20 protein-coding genes and 5 tRNA genes are annotated in these 24526 nt (G+C 42.5%); 7 read left to right on the top strand and 18 right to left on the bottom strand.

The features are described from left to right. Positions 1 to 162: 162 nt before the first annotated feature. The 6 genes from megL to pspA form a co-directional block, all read right to left on the bottom strand. Positions 163 to 1344, bottom strand: a complete 1182-nt coding sequence (megL, locus tag IT970_RS05365) for a methionine gamma-lyase (protein WP_118844126.1) — start codon at positions 1342 to 1344, stop codon at positions 163 to 165. Between the two features lie 134 nt (positions 1345 to 1478). Further along, complete coding sequence (locus tag IT970_RS05360; protein WP_118844125.1) at positions 1479 to 2513, bottom strand: YcjF family protein; 1035 nt, start codon at positions 2511 to 2513, stop codon at positions 1479 to 1481. Beyond that, positions 2510 to 3922: a YcjX family protein gene (locus IT970_RS05355; RefSeq protein WP_075594257.1), complete on the bottom strand. Its 1413-nt coding sequence runs from the start codon at positions 3920 to 3922 to the stop codon at positions 2510 to 2512. The genes IT970_RS05360 and IT970_RS05355 overlap by 4 nt, the downstream gene beginning before the upstream one ends. A gap of 62 nt (positions 3923 to 3984) precedes the next feature. After that, the gene (pspC, locus tag IT970_RS05350; RefSeq protein ID WP_036969787.1) at positions 3985 to 4386 is read right to left on the bottom strand and encodes an envelope stress response membrane protein PspC; all 402 of its coding nucleotides are present in this window, start codon (positions 4384 to 4386) and stop codon (positions 3985 to 3987) included. Next, a complete protein-coding gene (gene pspB / locus IT970_RS05345; protein WP_036969793.1) occupies positions 4383 to 4616 on the bottom strand; it encodes an envelope stress response membrane protein PspB in 234 nt (77 codons plus the stop codon). The genes pspC and pspB overlap by 4 nt, the downstream gene beginning before the upstream one ends. 57 nt (positions 4617 to 4673) lie before the next feature. Beyond that, complete coding sequence (pspA, locus tag IT970_RS05340; protein WP_036969796.1) at positions 4674 to 5336, bottom strand: phage shock protein PspA; 663 nt, start codon at positions 5334 to 5336, stop codon at positions 4674 to 4676. A 188-nt stretch (positions 5337 to 5524) separates the two neighbouring features. Here pspA and pspF point away from each other — a divergent pair, with 188 nt between their 5' ends. From pspF to IT970_RS05310, 6 genes are read left to right on the top strand one after another with little or no spacing between them, the layout of a single operon-like run. Next, on the top strand, positions 5525 to 6598 hold the full coding sequence (pspF, locus tag IT970_RS05335) for a phage shock protein operon transcriptional activator (protein WP_036969799.1): 1074 nt from the start codon (positions 5525 to 5527) through the stop codon (positions 6596 to 6598). A gap of 15 nt (positions 6599 to 6613) precedes the next feature. Next, positions 6614 to 8221: an ABC transporter substrate-binding protein gene (locus IT970_RS05330; RefSeq protein ID WP_036969802.1), complete on the top strand. Its 1608-nt coding sequence runs from the start codon at positions 6614 to 6616 to the stop codon at positions 8219 to 8221. Continuing rightward, positions 8221 to 9255 (top strand): ABC transporter permease, encoded by a 1035-nt coding sequence (locus IT970_RS05325; protein ID WP_036969807.1) that lies wholly within the window; start codon positions 8221 to 8223, stop codon positions 9253 to 9255. Before IT970_RS05330 ends, IT970_RS05325 begins: the two co-directional genes overlap by 1 nt. Beyond that, positions 9242 to 10135, top strand: a complete 894-nt coding sequence (locus tag IT970_RS05320; protein WP_036969812.1) for an ABC transporter permease subunit — start codon at positions 9242 to 9244, stop codon at positions 10133 to 10135. Before IT970_RS05325 ends, IT970_RS05320 begins: the two co-directional genes overlap by 14 nt. A 2-nt stretch (positions 10136 to 10137) precedes the next feature. Beyond that, positions 10138 to 11130: a peptide ABC transporter ATP-binding protein gene (locus IT970_RS05315; RefSeq protein ID WP_036969815.1), complete on the top strand. Its 993-nt coding sequence runs from the start codon at positions 10138 to 10140 to the stop codon at positions 11128 to 11130. After that, positions 11130 to 11891 carry an ATP-binding cassette domain-containing protein gene (locus tag IT970_RS05310; protein WP_180311448.1) on the top strand — a complete coding sequence of 254 codons (762 nt, stop codon included), beginning with the start codon at positions 11130 to 11132 and terminating at the stop codon, positions 11889 to 11891. Before IT970_RS05315 ends, IT970_RS05310 begins: the two co-directional genes overlap by 1 nt. A gap of 910 nt (positions 11892 to 12801) precedes the next feature. On the opposite strand, the gene ppiD is transcribed toward IT970_RS05310, so the two are convergent. From ppiD to IT970_RS05255, 11 genes are all read right to left on the bottom strand, one after another. Further along, the gene (gene ppiD, locus IT970_RS05305) at positions 12802 to 14703 is read right to left on the bottom strand and encodes a peptidylprolyl isomerase (RefSeq protein ID WP_075593898.1); all 1902 of its coding nucleotides are present in this window, start codon (positions 14701 to 14703) and stop codon (positions 12802 to 12804) included. Between the two features lie 159 nt (positions 14704 to 14862). Continuing rightward, the gene (locus IT970_RS05300) at positions 14863 to 15159 is read right to left on the bottom strand and encodes an HU family DNA-binding protein (RefSeq protein WP_256213542.1); all 297 of its coding nucleotides are present in this window, start codon (positions 15157 to 15159) and stop codon (positions 14863 to 14865) included. A gap of 188 nt (positions 15160 to 15347) precedes the next feature. Beyond that, positions 15348 to 17708: an endopeptidase La gene (gene lon / locus IT970_RS05295; RefSeq protein WP_196857659.1), complete on the bottom strand. Its 2361-nt coding sequence runs from the start codon at positions 17706 to 17708 to the stop codon at positions 15348 to 15350. A gap of 143 nt (positions 17709 to 17851) precedes the next feature. Next, a complete protein-coding gene (clpX, locus tag IT970_RS05290) occupies positions 17852 to 19135 on the bottom strand; it encodes an ATP-dependent protease ATP-binding subunit ClpX (protein WP_036969827.1) in 1284 nt (427 codons plus the stop codon). A 135-nt stretch (positions 19136 to 19270) separates the two neighbouring features. Then, positions 19271 to 19888: an ATP-dependent Clp endopeptidase proteolytic subunit ClpP gene (gene clpP, locus IT970_RS05285; protein WP_036969828.1), complete on the bottom strand. Its 618-nt coding sequence runs from the start codon at positions 19886 to 19888 to the stop codon at positions 19271 to 19273. A gap of 274 nt (positions 19889 to 20162) precedes the next feature. Then, positions 20163 to 21467: a trigger factor gene (tig, locus tag IT970_RS05280; RefSeq protein WP_036969831.1), complete on the bottom strand. Its 1305-nt coding sequence runs from the start codon at positions 21465 to 21467 to the stop codon at positions 20163 to 20165. 391 nt (positions 21468 to 21858) lie between these two features. Further along, positions 21859 to 21935: transfer RNA gene (locus IT970_RS05275), tRNA-Pro, on the bottom strand. A 39-nt stretch (positions 21936 to 21974) separates the two neighbouring features. Next, positions 21975 to 22051, bottom strand: a tRNA-Pro gene (locus tag IT970_RS05270). A gap of 15 nt (positions 22052 to 22066) precedes the next feature. Further along, positions 22067 to 22142, bottom strand: a tRNA-His gene (locus tag IT970_RS05265). Between the two features lie 23 nt (positions 22143 to 22165). Continuing rightward, positions 22166 to 22242, bottom strand: a tRNA-Arg gene (locus IT970_RS05260). Positions 22243 to 22293: 51 nt separating this feature from the next. Further along, positions 22294 to 22370: transfer RNA gene (locus IT970_RS05255), tRNA-Pro, on the bottom strand. A gap of 340 nt (positions 22371 to 22710) precedes the next feature. Here IT970_RS05255 and folD point away from each other — a divergent pair. After that, entirely contained in the window at positions 22711 to 23565 is an 855-nt protein-coding gene (gene folD, locus IT970_RS05250; protein ID WP_036969836.1) for a bifunctional methylenetetrahydrofolate dehydrogenase/methenyltetrahydrofolate cyclohydrolase FolD, read from the top strand. 63 nt (positions 23566 to 23628) lie between these two features. Here the strand turns inward: folD and IT970_RS05245 are convergent, their stop codons facing one another. After that, positions 23629 to 24498, bottom strand: coding sequence for a DMT family transporter (locus tag IT970_RS05245; RefSeq protein WP_036969839.1), 870 nt, complete (start codon positions 24496 to 24498; stop codon positions 23629 to 23631). Positions 24499 to 24526 lie beyond the last annotated feature (28 nt).

The raw sequence follows: 24526 nt of genomic DNA, 5'->3' as shown, positions 1-24526 counted from the left end.
ACTATGTAAAAGTAAGCGAGATTTTAATAGTTTTGGGTGTTTCTACTGTTTGCAGAAACACCTCTACTGTAAATAAAAAATTACACCAAAAGATCCAAATGTTTACACAACCCGTTAAATAAGGGATAAAACACCATTTTAGTGTAAACTTAAATTTACATCCTATCCAATAGATGTAAATGCAGTTTTAAGATCGTCAATTATGTCGTTAACATCCTCTAAACCGACTGATAAGCGAATTAATCCATCACTAATGCCAGCCGCAGCCCGCTCTTCTGGTGTATAGGGAGAGTGAGTCATAGACGCGGGATGCTGAATGAGGGTTTCAGCGTCACCTAAACTCACTGCTAACGTACAAAGCTGAGTATTATTAATGAAGGTTTCACCTTGTTCTAGGGTGCCTTTAATTTCGAACGCGATCACACCACCCGCTGCTTTCATTTGTGTACCAATAAACTTATGACCTTGATGTGATTTAAGGCCAGGATAATAAACCTTGCTCACCAACGGGTGCTGCTCTAAAAACTCAGCAACCACTTGGGCACTCGCACAATGACGCTCCATTCGTACTGCAAGCGTTTTTAACCCTCGGTTTATTAACCAGGCATCATGCGGACTAATCGTTGCGCCAATATCTTTAAGCACGGTCATTTTTATTAAATTAATGTGCTCATTAGAACCACACACAATGCCAGCAACCACATCGCCATGTCCGTTCAAATATTTAGTCGCACTGTGAATAACAATATCGATGCCATATGAAGTGGGTTGCTGAAGTAAAGGCGTTAAAAAAGTATTATCAATAATACTAAGCAACTTATGTTGCTTCGCGACTTCTGCAATTAAGCTTAAATCAAGCACCGTCATGGTTGGGTTTATCGGCGTCTCAGCAAAAATCATTTTACTGTTTGGTTTAACAGCAGCACGTAATGCGGCTTCATCGCTCATATCAACAAAACTGACTTCTATACCGAAGCGAGGCAGCATGTGAGCAAAAAAAGCAAAAGTACAACCATAGAGTGCACTTGATGCCACAAGATGGTCACCATGCTGTAAAAAGCTTAATACTGAGGCTGATACTGCGCCCATTCCCGTTGCTGTTGCTGCAGCCGCTTCACAATTTTCAAGTTGTGCAACTTTTTGCTCTAACTCTTGCGTTGTTGGGTTACCTAAGCGAGTGTAAATAAACCCCTGCTCTTCACCAGCAAAACGTGCAGCCCCTTGTGCTGCACTCGTGAACGCAAATGTTGAGGTTTGATAAAGTGGCGCACTCAGTGCGCCGTGAGGATCATTTGGCTTTTCTGGACCATGGATACATTGTGTATGTAAGTGATGCTTAGTCATTGTCTGTTCTCGTTTTTATTATCAGTACTTCATACTCATAAATAAAACGCACATACAGCCTAACCACAAGCATGCCGGATGCACAGATGGCTAAATATCACTCAACCGTTTTTATTAACTGTACACAAATGTTGTCATTGAGTCTTTTCGGTGTCTTTATCGCTGCTGCGCGAGGCTATTTTTCGCGCAATACTATTAGCCGTTTCTTTTAATAGGCTACGTTTGTGCTCTAAACGTGGCAATGGCCTACTTAACTCCATGGCTTTATAGCCAATGCGAGCAGTAAAAATACCGGCGCTAAGCCCTTGCGCGGCACGGCCCGACAATTTACCCAACAGCTCTGCACTGAGTGCCGTTGCAGCCAGATCGGACACCAGTTCAGCACTGCCCACAAAAAGCACTTGTTTGATCAACAAGCGATACAATTTTATGCGACTTGCATAACCAAAACCAATGCCATAAATACGACCAATTTGCTCAATTAATTTAGTGCCACGCCAAAGTACCGCCATCATATCAACCAGTGCAAGTGGGCTTAATGCCACCAATAAGCCCGATTCTGTGGCAAACCGATTAATCAGTTTCTTTGCTTGCTGATCTTGGCTGACTAATAAGCTGTCTGCATATAACGTCATGATTTCTTTGTCGGTATGATGACTGGCTATTTGTGTTTTAAAGTCATCAAAGCCTATGAGTGCTTGATGTTTATTGAGTTTCTCAAGCCAAGGCAGCGCTTCACCTACTTGCTCACTATTAAGTAATCGATCAGCCTCTGTACGATGTAGCTGATTGCGCTTTAAGCTACGCAGCATGCGATACTCACGCCAAATAACACGGCTAATCAAGAGCACGCCACTTAGTACCGCTGTTAAATACACTGAACCGACAATAATCGATTGCTGAAACGTCACATACAGCGACATACCAAATTCAAGCAAGACCAAGACTAAAAAGCTCACAACAAAAAGGCTTTTTAATGTTTGCCATTTTGACTTTCTGTATACCGGTGCCAGTTCTATGTCGTCAGTTAATTCGTCATCGTTTTCAATAAACTCTGCATTTTCAATTACCTTTGCAGCTGTAAGCTCCTCAGTCGGTGCTTCATTTGCTGCAGAGCTCGCAATACGGCGCCCAGCTTGAAAATCAACCTCGTTCGGCTGTTTACTCATGTTAGTTTATCTCCTATCAGATACTGCATGACATGATCTAAACGAATATGCTTTAACCGTTTATCAGGGCATGGTAATGGCGAAAACGACAAAAACTCAAAGCCTTGTGCTGGCCACTCGTGTTTATTCAATAGTCGTGAAGGTGGCTGGGGGGGTAAATAAGTGACCCACTCATGCTCGCCCAATGGTTTACCGTAAATACAGGCTAATTGCTGGCCTTTTTCTACAACTTGGCGCGGCTCTGTCGCACAAATTGACGACATAGCCATGGTTTCAATTTGTACGCCTTCAAACTTTAAATGGTTGCTTTGATCATGCACGATTGAATCAAGCAATAATGCTAAATCTTTATGATACTGCGCGCTAATATGGTCTGATTTATTTGCAGCAAACAACAGCTTGTCGATGTTAGGTTTAAACAAACGTTTAAAGAAACTGGCTTCACCGTAATTAAAATGTGCAAGCAATTGGTTTATTACACGACTTTGCTCATGTAACGTTTCGGCCCCTTCGTTCAATGCACTCAAGACATCCACCAGCACAATTTGTCGGTCAAAATGGCGAAAATGTTGCTCATAGAATGGCTTCACAACTTCTTTTACGTAAGCCTTATAGCGCTTTTTAAGGTGCGCTAAATTTGACCCTTCAGCGATTTCCTCTGGTACGTTTGCGACCGGGAAAAACTGCAGTAAGGGGGCACCTTTAAGTTCACCCGGCATCAACATACGCCCGGGTTGTAACATGGCAAGTTTGGTATCTTGCTTTAAACTGACGAGTAACTGCTGGTACAGTGCTGCCACCTCAGCAAGTAAACTTTCATCAACACTGGACGATAAATCGAGCTCTGCAAGTGCAGATAAAAATGGCTGAGCTTTTTCATTGCGCGCCGTTTGCATAAGCAATGAATATTGTAACTCACACCAATCAGCAAATGACTGCTCAAGCATTGGCAAGTCGAGTAACCATTCACCTGGGTAATCAATGATGTCTAAATACAAAGTGGATTGCGGTGCAAAATGACCACGAAGCCCGGCATTACTTTGATACTTGATTGCCAGTCGCAGTGTGTTGATACGCTCAGTTGATGCCGGCCATGCCGGTTCACCTTCCAAGGGCAATAATGATGACAAAGCCTGATTATATTCAAACGTTGGAATGGTGAGAGCTTGCTGAGGCACCACTTTGGTTGCAATATGGCGTTTTTCACGCATTACATTAAAAAATGGTAGGTTTTTATCATCAGCTTGACTGGTTAAATGCTTAACAAGTGCGGTTATAAACGCCGTTTTACCACTGCCACTTAATCCTGTTACAGCAAGTTTCACGTGTTGATCTAAACCACGATGCAGCGCTTTTTCGGCTTTGTTTTTTAATTTATTAAAGGTGTTCTTTGCAAATGATTGGCTCATACAGTGTCTAGCACCCTATTTGCGCTTGGTTTCACATTGCAAACAAGGTGCTTTAAAATCCTTTAAAGTTTGTTAATTTCACGGCTAACCGTAAATTCAGTTGAGGTGACATAGCGTTCCATCTCTTGTAAACGACCATCAACTCGCGCAAGACGCTCTTTTAAATCTTGCAGTGCACGGCGAGGTGGTTCCCCTTTTTGCCATACTTTAAATTTCACTTCAAGCGGGTCTTGGTGAATACTGTCGCCAGTTTTCATTGTTTTCTCTGATGGTTTCTTATCTAAAATAAACCACGCAGCAATGTAAGCAACAACAATAAATGGCCCACCCGATAACAACACTGCGGTGACGACAAGAATGCGTACGAGCCAAAGCTCCATATTAAAGTAGTCGCTGATACCTGCGCACACACCGGCTATTTTACCGCGCTCTGCGTCTCTGAATAATTCGCGTTTGGTACTCATACTTTACGTCTCCACTGTGGAGCCTCTTGATCAAGTAAGGCTTCTAATGTTTCAACTCGCTCTGCCATTTTGTCTGCTTTTTGTGCAAGCTCTAACAGCTGGCGATGTTCGTGTTCACTTAAACCTTGACTCACTTGCTTTTTACTACGGTAGTGTAAAATAAGCCAAAGTGGGGCAACAACCACCATAAATACAATAATGGGTGCCATCAAAACTTCTGCGTCGAACATGATTCTCTCCTGTCAATCCGTTATGTGTTTAAGCATTGGGGGACTTGCCCCCATTTTTTATTTTTTATCTGCCAGTTTTTTCTTAAGCTCAGCAAGCTCATCATCAATCTTTTCGTCTTGCTGTAGACCCGCAATTTCGTCAGCTAATGATTTTTTACCAAGATCATAAGACTCTATTTGAGATTCTAGACCATCGATCTTGTTTTCGTAACGTTCGAAGCGGTTTAGCGCATCTTCCACTTTTGAGCTATCAAGCGCTTTTTTCACTTCTAAACGTGACTCAGCTGAACGTTGACGTAAAATAATCGCTTTTTGACGTGATTTAGCATCAGCCAGCTTCTCTTGTAACGTGCTTACTTCTTGCTGAAGCTTTGCAATATGAGATTCAACATGCTCAAGCTCAGACTCAACGGCAGCCACAGCATCCGCAGACTTTTGCTTTTCAATCAGTGCTGCACGCGCTAAGTCATCACGGTCTTTGCTTAGTGCTAACTCCGCTTTTTCTTGCCAATCAGCAACCTGTACTTTTAATGTATCAACGCGACGTACTAATTCTTTTTTCTCAGCAAGTGTTTTTGCTGACGTAGAGCGTACTTCTACTAATGTATCTTCCATCTCTTGGATGATCAGACGAACCATTTTTTCTGGGTCTTCTGCTTTATCTAAGATGGCATTGATATTAGAATTAACGATGTCTGCAAAACGTGAAAAAATTCCCATAACATTTACCTCTTTGGTGTTTTAACTTAATCAGTTGGTATATCTAGTATCAATATGCTTGCCAACTTTTATAAAGCTAGAATAACTTAATATATTCAAACAGTTAAACTAAATTTATAAATTTCTTTAGTTCTCTCAGATAATGAAATACACTAGATCTTAGTAAAAATGACTAAGAGTTAGGGAATATGAGCCAATTTCGCCAACAGGATAATTTACTCGGCCAATCTGACAGCTTTTTAAGCGTGCTGGATCAAGTATCACAGCTGGCTAGTTTAGATAAACCAGTGCTTATTATTGGTGAACGCGGTACAGGTAAAGAACTGATTGCAGCGCGTTTACATTTTTTATCGAAACGCTGGGAACAGAACTATATCAAGCTCAACTGTGCTGCGCTTAACGAGAACCTACTCGAAAGTGAATTATTTGGCCATGAAAGCGGGGCTTTTACCGGAGCAAGTAAACGCCATGAAGGTCGCTTTGAACGCGCCAACAGTGGCACGCTGTTTTTAGATGAATTAGCCAACACCTCAGCGATGGTGCAAGAAAAACTGTTACGCGTTATTGAATATGGTGAGTTTGAGCGTGTCGGCGGTAAGCAAACCGTTAAAGTAGATACTCGCCTTGTGTGCGCAACAAATGAAGACCTACCAAGTCTTGCAGAGCAAGGTGAGTTTAGAAGCGACCTACTTGATCGTCTCGCTTTTGATGTTATTACCCTGCCCCCGCTTCGTGAACGCCAAGAAGATATTATGTTACTTGCAGAACAGTTTGCGATTAATATGGCGCGTGATCTTGAGTGGGAGCTCTTTAGTGGCTTTACTCGCAGCGCTACCGAAACACTGCAGTCATACGACTGGCCGGGTAATATTCGTGAGTTAAAAAATGTTGTTGAACGAAGTTTGTATCGTCACGGCAATGAACATATTCCCGTTCACCAGATTATTTTAGATCCATTTGCCAGCAAATTCAGACCTAAGCAACGTATTAAAGGCAGTAGTAACAGTGCACCAATTGCACATATAGAACATGCGGTTACACCCCCTTCACAGGCGCAAGAGTCAGTATCACTAAGCAAACCTGAAATTCAGTTTCCTTGTAACTTGAAACAACTTTCCAATGACTTTGAAATTGATGTCATAAAAAAAGCATTGGAACACAGTCAATTTAATCAAAAGAAAACTGCAGAACAGCTCGAATTAACGTATCATCAATTACGTGGCTATTTGAAAAAATACAATTTATTAGACCAGCAGCAATAGTTAGAGGCTAATCAGGTGTATAAACCGTTACTTGCTTTGTCTTTGGTATGCTTAGTAGGCTGCCTAGATAGCGAAGAAAAAACCACTGAACAAAAAAATCAGGGCTTAGTGTATTGCGCTGAGGCTAACCCGGTGTCGTTTAATCCACAAGTAACGACCACGGGCTCAACCATTGATATTATTGCTAATCAGCTTTATGACCGCCTATTGAGTATCGACCCTGTGTCTGCTGAATTTCAGGCGGAACTTGCCACCGATTGGAAAATCAGTCCAGACGGCAAGTCCATCACTTTTACTTTACGAAAAGGGGTGAAGTTTCATACTACCAAGTACTTTACACCGAGCCGTGATTTTAATGCCGATGACGTCATTTTTACCTTTAGCCGCTTATTTGATGTATACAATCCCTATCATTTTGTGGGTGATGCCAATTACCCGTATTTTCAAAGTGTCGGTATTGATCAATTAATTCGCCGCATTGTGCGTGTTTCTGACTACCAGGTGCGCTTTGAACTTTATAATGCTGAAAGCAGCTTTTTAGCGAATCTTGCAACTGATTTTGCCGTGGTGCTATCAAAAGAATACGCCATGCAATTAAAAGAGCGAAAGCAAGAAAACCTCTTTGACCAGTACCCCGTTGGCACGGGCCCTTATGTGTACAGAGAATACCGTCGCGATCGCTTAATTCGCTATTACCGTAATCCTGATTATTGGAAACACCCTGTGGTGCTTGAGCAATTGGTTTACGACATAACGCCAAATGGCACCACCCGTGTCGCCAAAATGCTGACCAAAGAATGCGATGTAACCGCTCACCCTAGCAGCGCACAATTAAGTATTTTAGCTGAACGAGACGATATTAACGTTCAAAAAGAGCAAAACCTTAATATTGGTTATTGGGCATTTAATACTGAGCGTCCACCGTTTGATGATATTCGTGTGCGCCAAGCACTGGCCAGCGCGATTGATGTCGACAAAATCATGCAAGCAGTTTACTACGGTAATGGTATTAAAGCGCAATCGTTACTGCCCCCTGCCTCTTGGGCTTTTGAAGCACAAAAAGCGATGCCTGAATTCAATCCTGAACTTGCGAAAACACTGCTTGCAGAGGCCGGCTATAAAAATGGCTTTGATATGAATATCTGGGCCATGCCAGTCAGCCGAATTTACAACCCGAATGCCCGTAAAATGGCGGAGCTGATGCAAAGTGATCTGCGCAAAATCGGGGTTAACGTGAGTATTGTGGAATACGAATGGAATACCTTTTTACAACGCGTTGGTGAACACCGCCACGATAGCGTGTTACTCGGCTGGGCAGCCGATACGCCCGATCCCGACAACTTTATGAGCCCATTGCTAAGTTGCACAGCAACTTTTAGTGGTAAAAATCCGGCAAACTGGTGTAACCCTGAATTTGATTTATTACTCACTCAAGCGCTCGACACCACCGATTTAGAAAAACGGAAGCAATTTTACAATCAAGCTCAGCGCATTATTGTACAAGAGTTGCCGATCCTGCCAATTGCCCACGGCATGCGTTTTCAAGCATCTAGCAGCGATGTGAAAGGGATAAGTTTAAGCCCGTTTGGCGGTATTTCACTGGCTAACGCGAGGAAAGAATAATGATACTTGATTATATTCTTCGTCGCTTAGCGCTGTTAATGTTTATGATGCTGACATTAAGTATTTTTACTTTTTCGTTAAGCTATTTATTCCCCGGTGATGCCTTAACCAATTTAAGTGGTATTACTAACAGCACTTTTTCGCAAACCAGCGTGCTTGAAGAAAAGTTCCACTTTACTGAAAATTATGCCGTGCAATACTTCGCGTTTTTAGAGCGCATTGTCCAAGGAGATTGGGGGGTATCGTTCGCCTCTGGTGAAAGTGTATTTCAGCATATTGTTGACCTATTTCCTGCCACACTCGAGCTGAGTACCTATGCGCTTATCGTGTCAGTGGTCGTCGGCGTGCCAAGCGGTATTTTAGCCGCAGCTTATTACAGACGTTGGCCCGATAAATTCATTAACTCAGGCACACTCATTGGCTATTCAATGCCCGTATTCTGGTTAGCACTGCTGTTAATAATGGTGTTTTCACTGCAGTTAGGCTGGTTTCCGATGTCGGGCCGTATGGGGCTACTTTACGAAATTGAACCTGTCACAGGGTTCATTTTGATAGATATCATTGCGGGAGACTTTCCGTATCATGGCATGGCTTTTGTGGATGCATTGCACCACCTAACATTGCCAACTATCGTTTTAGCTATGTACCCAACAACTGTATTGGTGCGCTTTACGCGCGATTCAATGCTCAAAGTGCTTGATCAAAGTTACATTAAAACAGCACGCGCTAAAGGGTTAAACCGCGCCCAGCTCATTATTCATCATGCCCTTAGAAATGCGTTATTGCCTGTGATAAAGCAAATCGGCTTACAATTTAGTACGCTGATCACCCTTGCGATGATCACCGAGGTCATTTTCTCATGGCCTGGCATAGGCCGATGGTTAATTGACAGTATTTATCAACGCGATTACCCCGCTATTCAAGGCGGCTTATTGGCTGTGTCTATGTTCGTAATTTTAGCAACGATTGTCGCAGAGCTCACTTACACTCTATTCGACCCACTCTCGCGGAACCAAGCTCATGGCAAAGTTTAATTTATTCTCTGAAGAGTCGAATAAATCGCCGTTAGCGCGATTTTGGCGTAAATTTAAAACCAACCATCCTGCACTTGTTGGCTTATGGTTATTTATTGCCTTTGCTTTACTGGCTGCATCAGCCCCTTTACTTGCCCCTTATGGCGTAAACCAGCAGCACAGCGATGCGTTATTATTGCCGCCGTCATGGCATGATGCCGGTGATGTTCGGTTTCTATTAGGCACCGATGATTTAGGTCGCGATGTGTTGTCGCGATTAATGAATGGCGCAACTTACACATTTGGCTTATCTGTTGTAGCAGCCCTTATCACCACGGTTATTGGGGTTTTGGTAGGCACTTTTGCGGGCATTAGTCGTGGTATTCGTTCAAGCTTTTTAAATCACTTACTCGACATTACCTTGTCGATTCCCTCGTTACTTTTAGCCATAATTATTATCGCGATTCTTGGTCCTGGCTTAATGAACACCGTGTGGGCAATTATCCTTGCTCTACTGCCACAGTTTATTCACTCTGTTCGAAACCTGATTGTTGAAGAGCTCAATAAAGATTATATCACCGCCTTTAAACTAGATGGTGCGTCTAACTGGCACATATTAGCCCGAGGAATTTTCCCGAATATCTACGAACATATTGTGGTTATATTCACAATGGCACTTTCTACAGCAATATTAGATATCTCAGCACTGGGCTTTTTAAAGCTCGGTGCACAGCCGCCAACCACTGAATGGGGGGCGATTTTGGCCGAAAACCTTGGTTTAATTTACCTTGCCCCTTGGACTGTGGGTTTACCCGGCGTATTATTATTTTTAGCTGTGCTGTCTACCAATTTGGTGGGTGATGGTTTACGCCAAGTGCTCAAAGAACGTAAGGCCGACTAGTTATGCAATTACTCGATATTCGCAATCTCACGATAGAGTTACGCACCTCTGATACGGTAATTCGTGCGGTTGATAAAGTGAGCCTAACCCTTAAAGAAGGTGAGGTTCATGCGCTGGTTGGTGAGTCAGGCTCTGGCAAAAGCTTAATTGCGAAAGCCATTGTTGGGGTGTTGAATAAGCGCTGGCATATCACTGCTGACAGAATGCACTGGCGCGGTGTTGACTTAATGCGTCTATCCAATGAGCAACGCCGTAAATTAGTTGGTCAAGATATTGCTATGATTTACCAAGATCCAAGCCGCTGTTTGGACCCCACAGCAAAAATATTTGATCAAATTGCCGAAACCTTACCCGTTGAAGCAACCAGTGGCTTTTTCTTAAAACGAAATCGCCAACGTAAAGACCGCGTAAAAGCACTTATTCATAAAGTGGGAATTAAAGATCACAAAAAAGTGCTCGACAGCTATCCTCATGAGCTTTCAGAAGGTATCTGCCAAAAAGTGATGATAGCGATGGCGATTGCTCGTACTCCTAAATTACTTATCGCCGATGAACCAACCACAGCCCTTGAGAGCACGACTCGTGCACAAGTTTTTAGATTATTAAAAAGTTTGAACCTGTTAAAAAACATGTCAATTTTAATGATCTCTCATGAGCTTGAAGAGATCATAGACTGGTCGCATGGGATGCATGTTTTATACTGCGGACAAATGGTTGAAGCAGGCCCTACAAGCCGCATATTTAGTCAGCCACACCACCCTTATACACAAGCATTATTAAAGAGCTTACCTGACTACGAGCAAGGTTTGGCACATAAAGAGCCCTTTTATGCGCTCAAAGGCACGATTCCAACCTTGCAACATTTGCCGATAGGTTGCCGACTTGGCCCCCGTTGCCCACAAGCACAAAAAGCGTGTGTGGTAACGCCTAAATTGACGAAACATCATGGTCATAGTTATGCGTGTCACTTCCCATTAATTAAGGCGATGAAATAATGCAACCTCTGCTAAAAGTGCAAGCCCTATCGAAAAGTTTTAATTTGCGTGCAGGACTCTTTTCACGCAAGCGTTTTACGGTGCTGAAAGACATTTCATTTTGTTTAGGCCAAGGAGAAACTATCGCCATTATTGGTGAAACAGGCTCAGGTAAAAGCACCCTTGCAAAACTATTAGCAGGTGCAGACAACGCAGATAAAGGGCAAATTTTACTCGATGGTAATATCATTGAAAATGATGGGCTTCGCGATAATGACTGTCGTCATATTCGCCTTATATTCCAAGATTCTGAAGCCTCACTCAACCCCGGCCTCACTATTGGTGACATGCTAAACGACTGCTTACAATATAATACTGATCTAGACAAAGCCGCTCGCGAAGAGAAAATTAAACAAACGTTAGCAAAAGTCGGGCTCTTGTTAGACCATCGTCATTATTACCCGCATATGTTCAGTAGTGGTCAATTGCAACGTATAGCGCTTGCACGCGCTTTAATTCTAGATCCTAAGGTTGTGGTGCTTGATGAGGCTTTATCGTCGCTAGACCCCTCTGTGCGTGCTCAAACGGTAAACTTATTACTACGTTTACAAAAAGAAACGGGCCTTAGCTATGTCCTGATCACTCACCATTTAAGTTTAGTGCGCCATATTAGCGATCAACTTGTGGTGCTTGATCACGGCGAGATTGTCGAATACGGCCAAACTGAAACGATTTTCCAAAACCCGCAATCACCCGTAACACAGAAATTGCTGAGTTGTTGATTTACCTTAACGCTTTACGCTTAATTTGGCGTTAAAACGCCTCCTACACTCGGCACGATTTCATATCGAGGTAGGAATGGCGTGAGCCATGAAGAAGTTGCTATTCGGCGTTAAAACGCCTCCTACACTCGGCACGATTTCAAATCGAGGTCAGAATGGCTTTAGCCATGAAGAAGTTGCTATTCAGCGTTAAAACGCCTCCTACACTCTGCACGATTTCAAATCGAGGTAGGAATGGCTTTAGCCATGAAGAAGTTGCTATTCGGCGTTAAAACGCCTCCTACACTCTGCACGATTTCAAATCTAGGTAGGAATGGCTTTAGCCATGAATAAGTTGCTATTCGGCGTTAAAACGCCTTCTACACTCGGCACGATTTCAAATCGCGGCCAGAATGGTTTTAGTCACGAAGAAGTTGCTATTCGGCGTTAAAACGCCTCCTACACTTGGCACGATTTCAAATCGAGGTAGGAATGGCGTGAGCCATGAAGAAGTTGCTATTCGGCGTTAAAAACCTCCTACACTCGGCACGATTCCAAATCGAGGTAGGAATGGCGTGAGCCACGTAGAAGTTGCTATTCAGCGTTAAAACGCCTCCTACACTCTGCACGACTTCATATCGAGGTAGGAATGGCTTTAGCCATGAATGCAGCATTCGCTAATGCACTTTGGTATAAAGAAAGCGCGCAATCTTGGCCCATCAAGGCTAAGTAACAGCACAAGCCTCATCTGAGCGACACTTCGACTCTATCACCGTGACTGGGGGGTGTTGAAGTGACAATAAAATGAAGCGCTTCAGAGCCTTAATTACTTAATTGATGAACTTTGCCTGCGCTGACATGTAAACCATTGGTATTTTTAAACGACAAAAAAGGCGCCATAAGGCGCCTCTTCATTTAGCTAACTAATAGCTTACTCTGTAGGTTGAGCAGCTTTAGGTACTTTTACATCAGCTTGCGCTTTGAGTGCAGCAATAAATACCATATAGTTTTTATTTACTTGCGCCATTGTGATGTTTTGTTTTTGTTGCTCATTAATATCACTGCTTTGAGCTTCATTCACCGCTTTAAGCGCAACAATCGCAGAGTCACCATTATTTAAATCAACAACATCTGTCACGGGTGCACCTTGTGGGTGTGCCATTCTAAATGCCTGTTGAACAATAGCGGGTGAAACGGTGTACGCTTGACGTGCTAACGCCGCTTCTTGGCGAACTTCTAAGCCTTCAGCTGCCGCAATATCGCTTAAGCTTTTACCTGCTTCAATATCTGCATACAGAGTGCGTGCTTTATCTTTAGCAAGTTCAGATGCTTTCTGCGCAACTAACGTCGCTTTGATTTGCTCTGAAACATCTGCAAGTGGCTTCGTCGTTGCTGGTTTGTGATCATTCACTCGAACAACAACAGCATGCTCATCACCCACTTCAATCACTTCTGAGTTCATGCGATCTTCTAACACTTCTGGTGAGAAAATTGCTGCAATAACTTGTGGGTTATTAAGTGGTTCTGGTAATGCGTTACGCGTTACTAGCTCTGTTTTTTGAACTTCAACACCTGCCGCTTCTGCTGCATCGTTTAATGTGTCAGAGATTTCAAACGCTAATTCACCCATTTCTGTTTGCTTCTCATAGAAAGCATTCACTTTCTTAGAACGCTCCAGCTCAGCACGTAGCTCGCCTTTTACGTCAGCATAAGGTTTTACTTGCTGTGTTTGAATATCTGTCAGTTTGATGATGTGATAACCAAACTCAGATTCTACAACATCAGAAATGTCACCTTTGTTTGCAAGTGCATATGTTGCCTCTTCAAACGCAGGGTCCATCATGTCGCGTTCTATCCAATCAAGATCACCGCCCATCTCAGCACTCACGACATCGTCTGATGACGACTCAGCAAGCTGCGCAAAGTCTGCACCATTTTTAAGTTGTGCAAGTAACTCTTCTGCTTTCGCTTTTGCAGCATCATCGTCTTCACTATTATCAATTAAGATATGTGAAACACGGCGTTTTTCTGGCTCAATATATTGCGCGCTATTTTGATCGTAATACGCTTTTACATCTTCTTCTGACACGCTTGAATCTAGGCTCAGATTCGCCGCATTTAAATCAATGTAGCTCACTGATACTTGCTCAGGTGCTAAAAACTGCGGTTGATTTAGGTCATAGTAATCAGCAATTTCTTGTTCGCTTACTTCAACGCCTTCTTGTAACGACTCTTTAGTAACAACAAGGTAATCGATACTGCGCGTTTGTTGTTGAAGTGCAACACTGTTGTTTAATTCGTTTTCTAATACGAAATCAGTTCCTGCAACAGCACCCACAAGTTGGCTACGCGTCATATCTTCACGTAGATACTCTCTAAAAGTATCTGGTTGAAAGTTCATTTGACGAAGTACTTGTAGATAGCGGTCGTTATTAAACTGGCCACCCACTTGGAAGTAAGGCATTTCTAAAATAGCTTTACGAACACTTTCGTCACTAACACGAAGACCTAATTCTGCCGCTAGTTGAGTTTGCAATTCTTGTTGTACTAAACGGTCAATTACGCCTTGGCGGATTTGTGCCATGTAATTTGGATCGGCTGCGATTTGCGCAAAATATTCACCAAATTGTTGCTCTAAACGATTACGCTCATTTTGATAAGCACGGCTGAATTCGGTTTGGCTAATTTTAACTCCATTTACTTCTGCAACGGGTTGCTCTGTGGTTTGTCCTAAATAACCACCGATCCCAGCTAAAGCAAAAGATAAAATCACCGCGCCTAAAATAATTTTGGCTGCAGGTCCCTGCGAACCTTCTCTGATTTTCTCAAGCATTTATCTATCTCTATTCTGATCAGGTACAAATTAACCCTGCTCATGTAAAAAAAGCGTATCTTACCAGATACGCTTTTTCACTTGAAGTAACTGGTGCTAAGTTACCTAATTCAATTTAAGTGTGATTAGGTATCTCTCACCTTACTAATCTTTTGTTGATTAGTTTACTGCATCTTTCAGCGCTTTACCTGCTTTGAAAGAAGGAATGTTTGCTGCTGCAATCTGGATAGCTTCACCAGTTTGTGGGTTACGACCTGAACGCGCTGCACGCTCACGTACTGAGAAAGTACCAAAGCCAACTAGCGCCACTGAATCGCCATCTTTAAGAGCGCCTGAAACAGCCTCGATGAATGAATCTAGTGCACGACCAGCAGCCGCTTTAGAAATGTCAGCATCAGCTGCGATTTGATCGATTAATTGAGATTTATTCACAATATCATCCTCTTTCATTGTTATTATCAAGAGCGATTGTTTTTTTAATTAACATCACTGTTTTGAAAATTTATGAGCAAGTTAAGTTTATGCTCAGGTTATTATATTTTTCTCAACCCTAGGCCACATAAGGCCTAGGCTTGAAAACTAGTGCTTAACTTATCATACCCTTTGTATTTGAAAAGCCCCTAAAAGCACTTTTTTGCTGTTTTTTACTGGTTTTTTTCAGTTTCGACTGAAAAACTCTCTACTGGGTGCTTCAAAGCTATCTTTAAAACGTCATCAATCCATGTAACTGGGTGAATTTCAAGACCCTCTAAAACGTTATCAGGGATTTCTTTTAAGTCACGTTCGTTAATTTTTGGAATAATAACGGTTTTAATACCGCCACGGTGGGCAGCTAAAAGTTTCTCTTTTAAACCACCAATTGGAAGTACTTCACCACGCAAAGTGATTTCACCCGTCATGGCAACATCAGAACGTACCGGGTTACCCGTTAAGCTCGATACTAAACCTGTCACCATGGCAATACCCGCACTTGGGCCATCTTTGGGTGTTGCACCTTCAGGCACGTGGACATGTATGTCACGTTTTTCATAAAAGTCACTATTGATACGCAATTTATCCGCGCGATTACGCACCACAGTCATTGCTGCTTGAATTGACTCTTGCATCACATCGCCCAGCGATCCCGTGTACGTTAGTTTACCTTTACCAGGCACTGCGGCTGACTCAATCGTTAATAAGTCACCGCCTACTTCAGTCCACGCTAAACCCGTTACTTGGCCTATACGATCGCCATCTTCTGCTTTACCGTAATCAAAGCGCTGCACACCTAGGAATTCTTCTAGGTTGTCTTCGTCAATGGTGACTTTCTTAATGTCTTTATTAAGCAAAATATTTTTCACTGCTTTACGACACAGCTTAGACACTTCACGTTCAAGATTACGCACACCAGCTTCGCGGGTGTAGTAACGAATAATGCCAATGATGGCGCTATCTTCAATCTCAACTTCACTTTCTTTAAGACCATTACGCTTAACTTGCTTTGGAATTAAATGCTGCTTGGCAATATTTAGCTTCTCATCTTCGGTGTAGCCCGATAAACGAATTACTTCCATACGGTCTAATAATGGACCCGGAATATTAAAGCTATTTGATGTAGCAACAAACATTACATCAGATAAATCGTAATCGACTTCTAAATAGTGATCAGCAAAATGGCTGTTTTGTTCTGGGTCTAATACCTCAAGCAATGCTGAGGCCGGGTCACCACGCATATCAGAAGACATCTTGTCGATTTCGTCTAATAAGAACAGTGGGTTTTTAACCCCAACTTTGGTCATGTTCTGAATCAACTTACCTGGCATTGAACCAATGTAAGTACGACGATGACCACGTATTTCAGCTTCATCACGTACGCCACCTAAAGCCATACGAACATATTTACGACCCGTAGAGCGCGCAATAGACTGCCCTAGTGATGTTTTACCCACACCCGGTGGACCCACTAGGCACAAAATTGGGCCTTTTAACTTATTAGTACGCTGTTGGACTGCAAGATACTCAATAATACGTTCTTTAACTTTGTCTAAACCGTAATGGTCGGTATCAAGAATTTTTTGCGCACCCGCTAAGTCTTTTTTCACTTTAGAGCGTTTTTTCCATGGCACATTGATAAGCGTATCAATATATGAACGAACCACGGTGGCTTCTGCCGACATAGGCGACATCATTTTCAGCTTCGCAAGTTCAGCACTTGCTTTCTCTTGCGCTTCTTTTGGCATGCCCGATTCTTCGATACGCTTTTTAATTGCTTCGAATTCATCTGGTACATCATCCAGCTCGCCAAGCTCTTTTTGAATCGCTTTCATTTGCTCGTTGAGGTAGTACTCACGCTGCGATTTTTCCATCTGCTTTTTAACGCGGGTACGAATTTTCTTCTCAACTTGCAGTAAGTCTATCTCACCTTCCATCAAGGCCATTAAGTACTCAAGACGTTCTGTTACATTAGAAATCTCAAGTACTTTTTGTTTTTCTGGCACTTTAAGTGGCATATGCGCTGCCATCGTATCAGCTAAACGTGCAGCCTCATCGATTCCCGACACAGAAGTAAGTACTTCAGGTGGGATTTTCTTATTGAGTTTCACATAGCCTTCAAATTGGCTAATAGCGCTACGAATAAAGATATCTTGCTCTTGCTCATCAATGTGGCTTGATTCAATGAACTGCGCCTCAGCAACGAAGAAATCATCGTTATCTAAAAACGTTTCGACGCTCGCACGCTGCGTGCCTTCTACAAGCACTTTAACGGTGCCATCAGGTAGCTTTAATAACTGAAGTACTGTGGCTATGGTACCAACACGGTAGATATCATCTTGTTGCGGATCATCAACAGAGGCGTCTTTTTGCGCCACTAGGAAAATTTGTTTGTCTTTGTCCATCGCCGCTTCTAAGCATTTTATTGATTTTTCACGACCAACAAATAGCGGGATCACCATGTGCGGGTATACCACTACATCGCGCAGTGCCAACACGGGGATTTCAACTCGATCTGTTCTCTCAAGCGTCATTATATTCTCTTCGCACTTCATTTATTTTAAAGATTACTCAAGTATATGGGGATATGTAAGGGAAAGTTCAACATATTTATAAAAAAAGGAGCCATTGGCTCCTTTTTTATGTTTAACTGCTTAAATTTTGAACTATTTCAAATTTATTCAGATGCCGCTTTGTCTTGATTACCACTTTGGTAAATCAAAATTGGGTCTGACTCACCTTTAATAACCGTTTCGTCAATTACCACTTTGCTTACATCATCCATCGAAGGAAGTTCATACATGGTATCAAGTAATACACCTTCTACGATTGAACGTAAGCCACGTGCACCTGTTTTACGCTCCATTGCTTTGTGCGCAATCGCTGATAAGGCATCTTCACGGAACTCAAGCTCAACGTCTTCCATTGCGAACAATGCAGAAAACTGTTTAGTTAAAGCATTTTTAGGTTCGCTTAGAATTTGAATCAGTGCGGCTTCATCCAGCTCTGTTAACGTTGCAACAACCGGTAGACGACCAATGAACTCAGGAATTAAACCGTACTTCACCAGATCTTCAGGCTCAACATCTTTAAATGTCTCACTTAAGCTGCGGCTGCCAGATGATTGTTTAACTTCAGCACCAAAGCCAATACCCGTATTTTTGTGACTACGCTGCTCAATCACTTTATCTAGGCCTGCGAATGCACCCCCACAGATAAATAAGATTTTCGACGTATCAACTTGTAAAAACTCTTGCTGCGGATGCTTACGACCGCCTTGCGGTGGTACAGAGGCAACCGTGCCTTCAATCAGTTTTAAAAGTGCTTGTTGCACACCTTCGCCTGATACATCGCGGGTGATTGATGGGTTGTCTGATTTACGAGAAATCTTGTCAATTTCATCAATATAAACAATACCACGTTGCGCTTTTTCGACGTCGTAATCACATTTTTGCAGTAATTTTTGAATAATATTTTCGACGTCTTCACCCACATAACCGGCTTCGGTTAATGTTGTGGCATCAGCCATAGTGAATGGCACATCAAGTAAACGAGCCATCGTTTCTGCAAGTAATGTTTTACCACTACCTGTAGGACCAATTAACAAGATATTACTTTTACCAAGTTCAATATCAGCGTTGATGGTTTGATTACGAAGACGTTTATAGTGATTGTATACCGCAACCGACAGTACTTTTTTCGCGTGGTCTTGGCCAATCACATAATCATCTAAGTGATTACGAATTTCTTTCGGCACAGGCAGTTTATCAGACGCGCTATGTTTCGGCGCAATGTCTTTGATCTCTTCCCTGATTATATCGTTACACAGCTCAACACATTCATCACAAATGTATACTGAAGGGCCTGCAATTAATTTGCGAACTTCATGCTGGCTTTTGCCACAAAAAGAGCAGTATAACAATTTATTACTTTTGTCGCCGTCTGTAGGAGTGTCAGACATTCAGCTACCTCATTTTTTACGTTGGCAGCAGCACGCAACTGCTGCTAATTCACTATGGTTAACTATATCAAAGAATATAAGTTTTCGCATAGTAAAGGGTGATAGCTAATAATACGATATCATTAGCTATTCAGATTACTTTGTTTCGCGACTAGAAAATACTGAATCAACGAGACCGTATTCAACCGCTTCGCTTGCACTCATAAAGTTGTCACGGTCGGTATCGCGCGATACCACGTCTAACGGCTGACCCGTATGCTCAGCCATCAAGCGATTTAGCTTATCTTTAATTGATAAAATTTCACGAGCATGAATTTCGAAATCAGACGCCTGACCTTGGAAACCACCAAGTGGTTGGTGAATCATCACACGCGAGTTAGGTAAACAAAAACGTTTGCCTTTAGCGCCACCTGATAGCAAGAAGGCTCCCATGCTCGCCGCTTGACCAACACAAATAGTACTGACATCTGGCTTAATGAAATTCATTGTATCGTAAATCGCCATGCCCGCAGTGACCGAGCCACCTGGCGAGTTGATATAAAGATAAATATCTTTTTCTGGATTTTCTGACTCTAAAAACAGCATTTGCGCAAGAATCAAGTTTGCCATGTTATCTTCAACTTGGCCTGTTAAGAAAATAATGCGCTCTTTTAAAAGACGTGAGTAAATATCATATGAGCGCTCACCCTTTGCTGTTTGCTCAACAACCATAGGGACTAATGCGTTTAGAGGGTCTATCATACCGCTGTTCATTCTTATTTAATTCCTTATCCGCTGCGACTCATCCTTACTATAAGGAAAGCACATTTATACTAATGTTAATTTACGCGTATTTTCAATCTATTTAAGTATATGCGAACACAAAGATGTATTTTCAATCCTTTATGTTTAATGTTGCGCATTAACATAAGTATTGTTGGTTTTGGTGAAACTGGCCACCACAAACTAAAATGGCCCGAGTACGCTGTATAAATACAGTGTAACACGAGCCATTTAATCGCTAGCGAGAGCTTAAGTCAATGACTTATTAAGCACCTTGCTGTGGATTCATGATGTCGTCGAATGCTTTTTCAACGTCAGTCACGTTTGCTTTAGCTAGGATAGCTTCAACTGCTTGCTCTTCCATCGCTACGTTGCGCATTTGCTGCATTAGTTGATCATTTGCTTTGTAGTATTCTACTACTTCAGTTGGATCTTCGTATGCAGAAGCCACTGTTGCAATTAACGCTTCAACTTTTGCGTCATCAACTTTAAGCTCGTTCGCTTTAATCACTTCACCTAGTAATAGGCCAGTTTTAACGCGAGTTACAGCTTGCTCGTGGAATAACTCAGCTGGAAGCTCAGGCATGTTTTGAGCGTTGCCGCCAAAACGTTGTGCCGCTTGTTGACGTAGAGCATCAATTTCTTGATCTACTAGTGCTTTTGGCACGTCGATTTCGTTGTTCGCTAAAAGACCTTTGATAGCTTGGTCTTTCACGTTAGCTTTAACCGCTTGGTCAAGCTCACGTGACATGTTTTTCTTAACTTCTTCTTTCAGTGCATCAACGCCGCCTTCAGCAACACCGAATTTAGTTGCGAACTCTTCGTTAAGCTCAGGAAGCTCTTGAGTTTCAACTTTCTTCACAGTAATAGTGAAAGAAGCCGCTTTACCTTTTAGGTTTTCAGCGTGATATTCTTCAGGGAATGTTACTTCAGCAACAACTTCTTCGCCCGCTTTTTTGCCAACGATGTTGTCTTCGAAACCTGGGATCATACGACCTTGACCAAGTTCTAGAGGGAAGTCTTCAGCTTTACCGCCTTCAAACTCTTCACCATCGATAGAACCAACGAAGTCGATAGTTACACGATCTTTTTCACCCGCAGCAGCGTCAACTTCAGTCCACGATGCGTGTTGCTTACGTAACGTTTCTAGCATGTTAGCTAGGTCTTCGTCAGTAACAGAAACAGCTGGTTTTTCAACGTTAATTTTATCTAGACCTTGAATTTCAACTTCAGGGTACACTTCAAACGTTGCATCGAATTCTAAATCTTTACCTGCTTCTAACGCTTTTGGTGCGAAAGTTGGTGCACCCGCTGGGTTGATTTTTTCAGAAACGATTGCTTCGATGTAGTTGCGTTGCATTAATTCGCCCGCAACTTCTTGACGTACTGCAGCACCGTAACGTTTGTTGATGATAGACGCTGGAACTTTACCAGGACGGAAACCATCGATACGCTGGGTTTTAGACAGTTGTTGTAAGCGTTTTTTTACTTCAGTCTCAACGTTCTCTGCAGGAACGGTGATGGTCAGACGGCGCTCAAGGCCTTGAGTCGTCTCAACAGAAACTTGCATGATTTACCTCAATCTTCAATTTTGGCGACTGTTCGCCTTCCTTACAAACAAGGTGATCTCCATGAGTGATAGCAAGTTTTAACGCTGAAAAATTCAACTTAAAACGGCGCATTGTAACCATGAGATACCATTGCTGCTCTGCCCCTATGGGCACTATGTTAAACAATAGACGCGGCATTATAACCTAATATTTTTGATAGTCGAGTCTAGGGGGCAATTATTTGGTCTATATAGCGGCAATCTGCGTTTAAACGAACAAAAAACGAACGTAAAATTATCAGCAAAGTAAGGTGATTAATTAAATCAGAATGTTTAAAAAGGGAATGACTAAGCGGTATTAATTTAGCGCATGAAACGCTCAGATTACCAAGATGAATATACTAGTAGAAAGTGGTCGGCGATGCAGGATTTGAACCTGCGACCCCTTGGACCCAAACCAAGTGCGCTACCAAACTGCGCTAATCGCCGATATAAAGAAAAGTTTTGAAAATACAACCACAGTGAAAGTGGTCGGCGATGCAGGATTTGAACCTGCGACCCCTTGGACCCAAACCAAGTGCGCTACCAAACTGCGCTAATCGCCGATACTGTGTGTAAATTGGGGTGACTGATGGGGCTCGAACCCACGACAACCGGAATCACAATCCGGGGCTCTACCAACTGAGCTACAATCACCACGGCATTTACATATTTTCAAATGGCGCACCCGGAAGGATTCGAACCTTCGACCAACGCCTTAGAAGGGCGTTGCTCTATCCAGCTGAGCTACGGGCGCATCGAAAACTTCAAAAGTTTGCCTGTAAGCAACCGCTTCTTGAAGAAGAAGTGGTCGGCGATGCAGGATTTGAACCTGCGACCCCTTGGACCCAAACCAAGTGCGCTACCAAACTGCGCTAATCGCCGATGCTTACTATTGTTTGCGAGTGACCTCGTTAACAACGGGGTGCATAATAGTGATTTGGCCGAGTCAGGTCAAACATTTTTTTAAGAAAATAATTCAATCGGTCACTTTTAGTTCATAATGGTTAAATATTGCAAATATAAGCTAAAATTTGAACTCTTTTTTATAAATAGACGCTTTATATCATATTGCATCTTGGCGCTATGCAGCTTTTCTGCGAAAATACGCAGCATAATAAAATATGATCAAACAAACGTGTTTGTTATATCCATGCCCCTTATTCGGATGATCATATTTTGATGTATCAGTATCAAGTTAACTAACCCCAATGAAAGGTCACCCATGACGGCAAACATCATCGATGGTAAGGCAATAGCTAAACAAGTACGCAGTAATGTGGCAGAACGAGTTGCAGCGCGTGTTGCAAACGGTTTACGTGCTCCAGGACTCGCAGTCGTGTTAGTTGGTCAAGATCCAGCAAGCCAAGTATATGTAGGTTCAAAACGCAAAGCCTGTGAAGAAGTCGGCTTTGTTTCTAAATCTTACGACTTACCTGGCGACACGACAGAGCAAGACTTACTCGCATTAATTGATCAACTTAATGAAGACAAAGAAGTAGACGGCATTTTAGTTCAACTTCCTTTGCCGCAAGGTCTTGATGCAGAGAAAATTCTTGAACGTATTACCCCTCATAAAGATGTTGATGGTTTCCATCCTTATAACATTGGCCGTTTAGCACAGCGTATGCCAGCACTTCGCCCATGTACACCTAAAGGGATTATTACCCTACTCGACTCTACGGGTGTGCGTTACAAAGGTATGCATGCGGTTGTGGTTGGTGCATCGAACATTGTTGGTCGTCCTATGTCACTTGAGTTACTGCTTGCCGGTTGTACAACAACGGTGTGTCATAAATTCACGCAGGATTTAGAAACTCATGTGCGTCGTGCAGACTTATTGGTGGTGGCTGTAGGTAAACCCGAATTTATTCCTGGTGACTGGGTTAAAGAAGGCGCTATCGTCATTGATGTAGGTATTAACCGCCTTGAATCTGGCAAACTTGTGGGTGATGTTCAATATGATATTGCCGAACAAAAAGCGCACTTCATCACGCCTGTGCCAGGTGGTGTCGGCCCGATGACTGTTGCAAGCCTCATTGAGAACACCCTTGAAGCATGTGAAAAATATCACAGCTAATAATGATTGATTGTAAAAAGGGTTGCCACATGGCAACCCTTTTTTATTGTGAAACGAATACGTTTACACGCGTTTAAGTTTTAGCATTTGCGGCAACACCGAAAAAATAATCATCGTAAACATAATCAGATACTGCCATGGTTGGTATTGCTCATTTAATAAAATAATTGCACAGATGATCCCTGCAATTGGATTCGCAATCGTGCCAAACGAAAATTCAGCCACACTCATACGCCCAAGTAACCATACATATAAAATATAGGCAATCGCTGTATTGGGCACAATAAGCCAAAATAATGCACTGTATTGTAGCGTTGAAATAGGCTCAAAAACGCTGTGGTAATTTGTTGGATTAATGAAGCTGCCGTCTATAACCGCAGCGAGTAATAAAATAGTACCGCCAATAATTAACTGCCATGTAAGCACCACCCACCAATGAATACTGACTGATAAGGTTTGTACAAGGGTACTGCCAATCACAATCGTCAGTAATGCCCCCAATAAAGCACCGACACCCAGTGCATTTAAAGCGACATAAGCGGGGTCGAACAATAACCATGCAAGCACGACTAATACGGCTGCACTAATAGCTTGAGGCTTTGCAGGTCGCTGTCCTTTTGCTATCCATGCATATAAAAGTGCGACCACGGGGACCGACACCATGCCAACACCTGCAATTGCTGCAGGAAGATTAATCGCCATAATAAAGATAAACGCAAAAAACAGGGCGATGTTTATAGCGCCTAAAACGAGTAAGCTGGGCCATTGACGCGCGCGAGGAAAGCTTGGTTTTATTAATAATAAAAGTAACCCTGCGGGTAATGCGCGTAACGCACCTAATAATAACGGCGGCCAATCAGGGGTCGCATATTTTGTCACCGCATAAGTTGTACCCCATAAAAAAGCGGGGATCATGGCAAGAAAAATATTCAATGTAAGTCCTTGTAAATGCACAATAGCG

This window comes from Pseudoalteromonas sp. A41-2, assembly GCF_015767615.1.
Classification (GTDB): Bacteria; Pseudomonadota; Gammaproteobacteria; order Enterobacterales; family Alteromonadaceae; genus Pseudoalteromonas; species Pseudoalteromonas lipolytica.
Note: the sequence above shows the minus strand (reverse complement) of the source record. Positions and strands in the feature narration are given on the sequence as shown.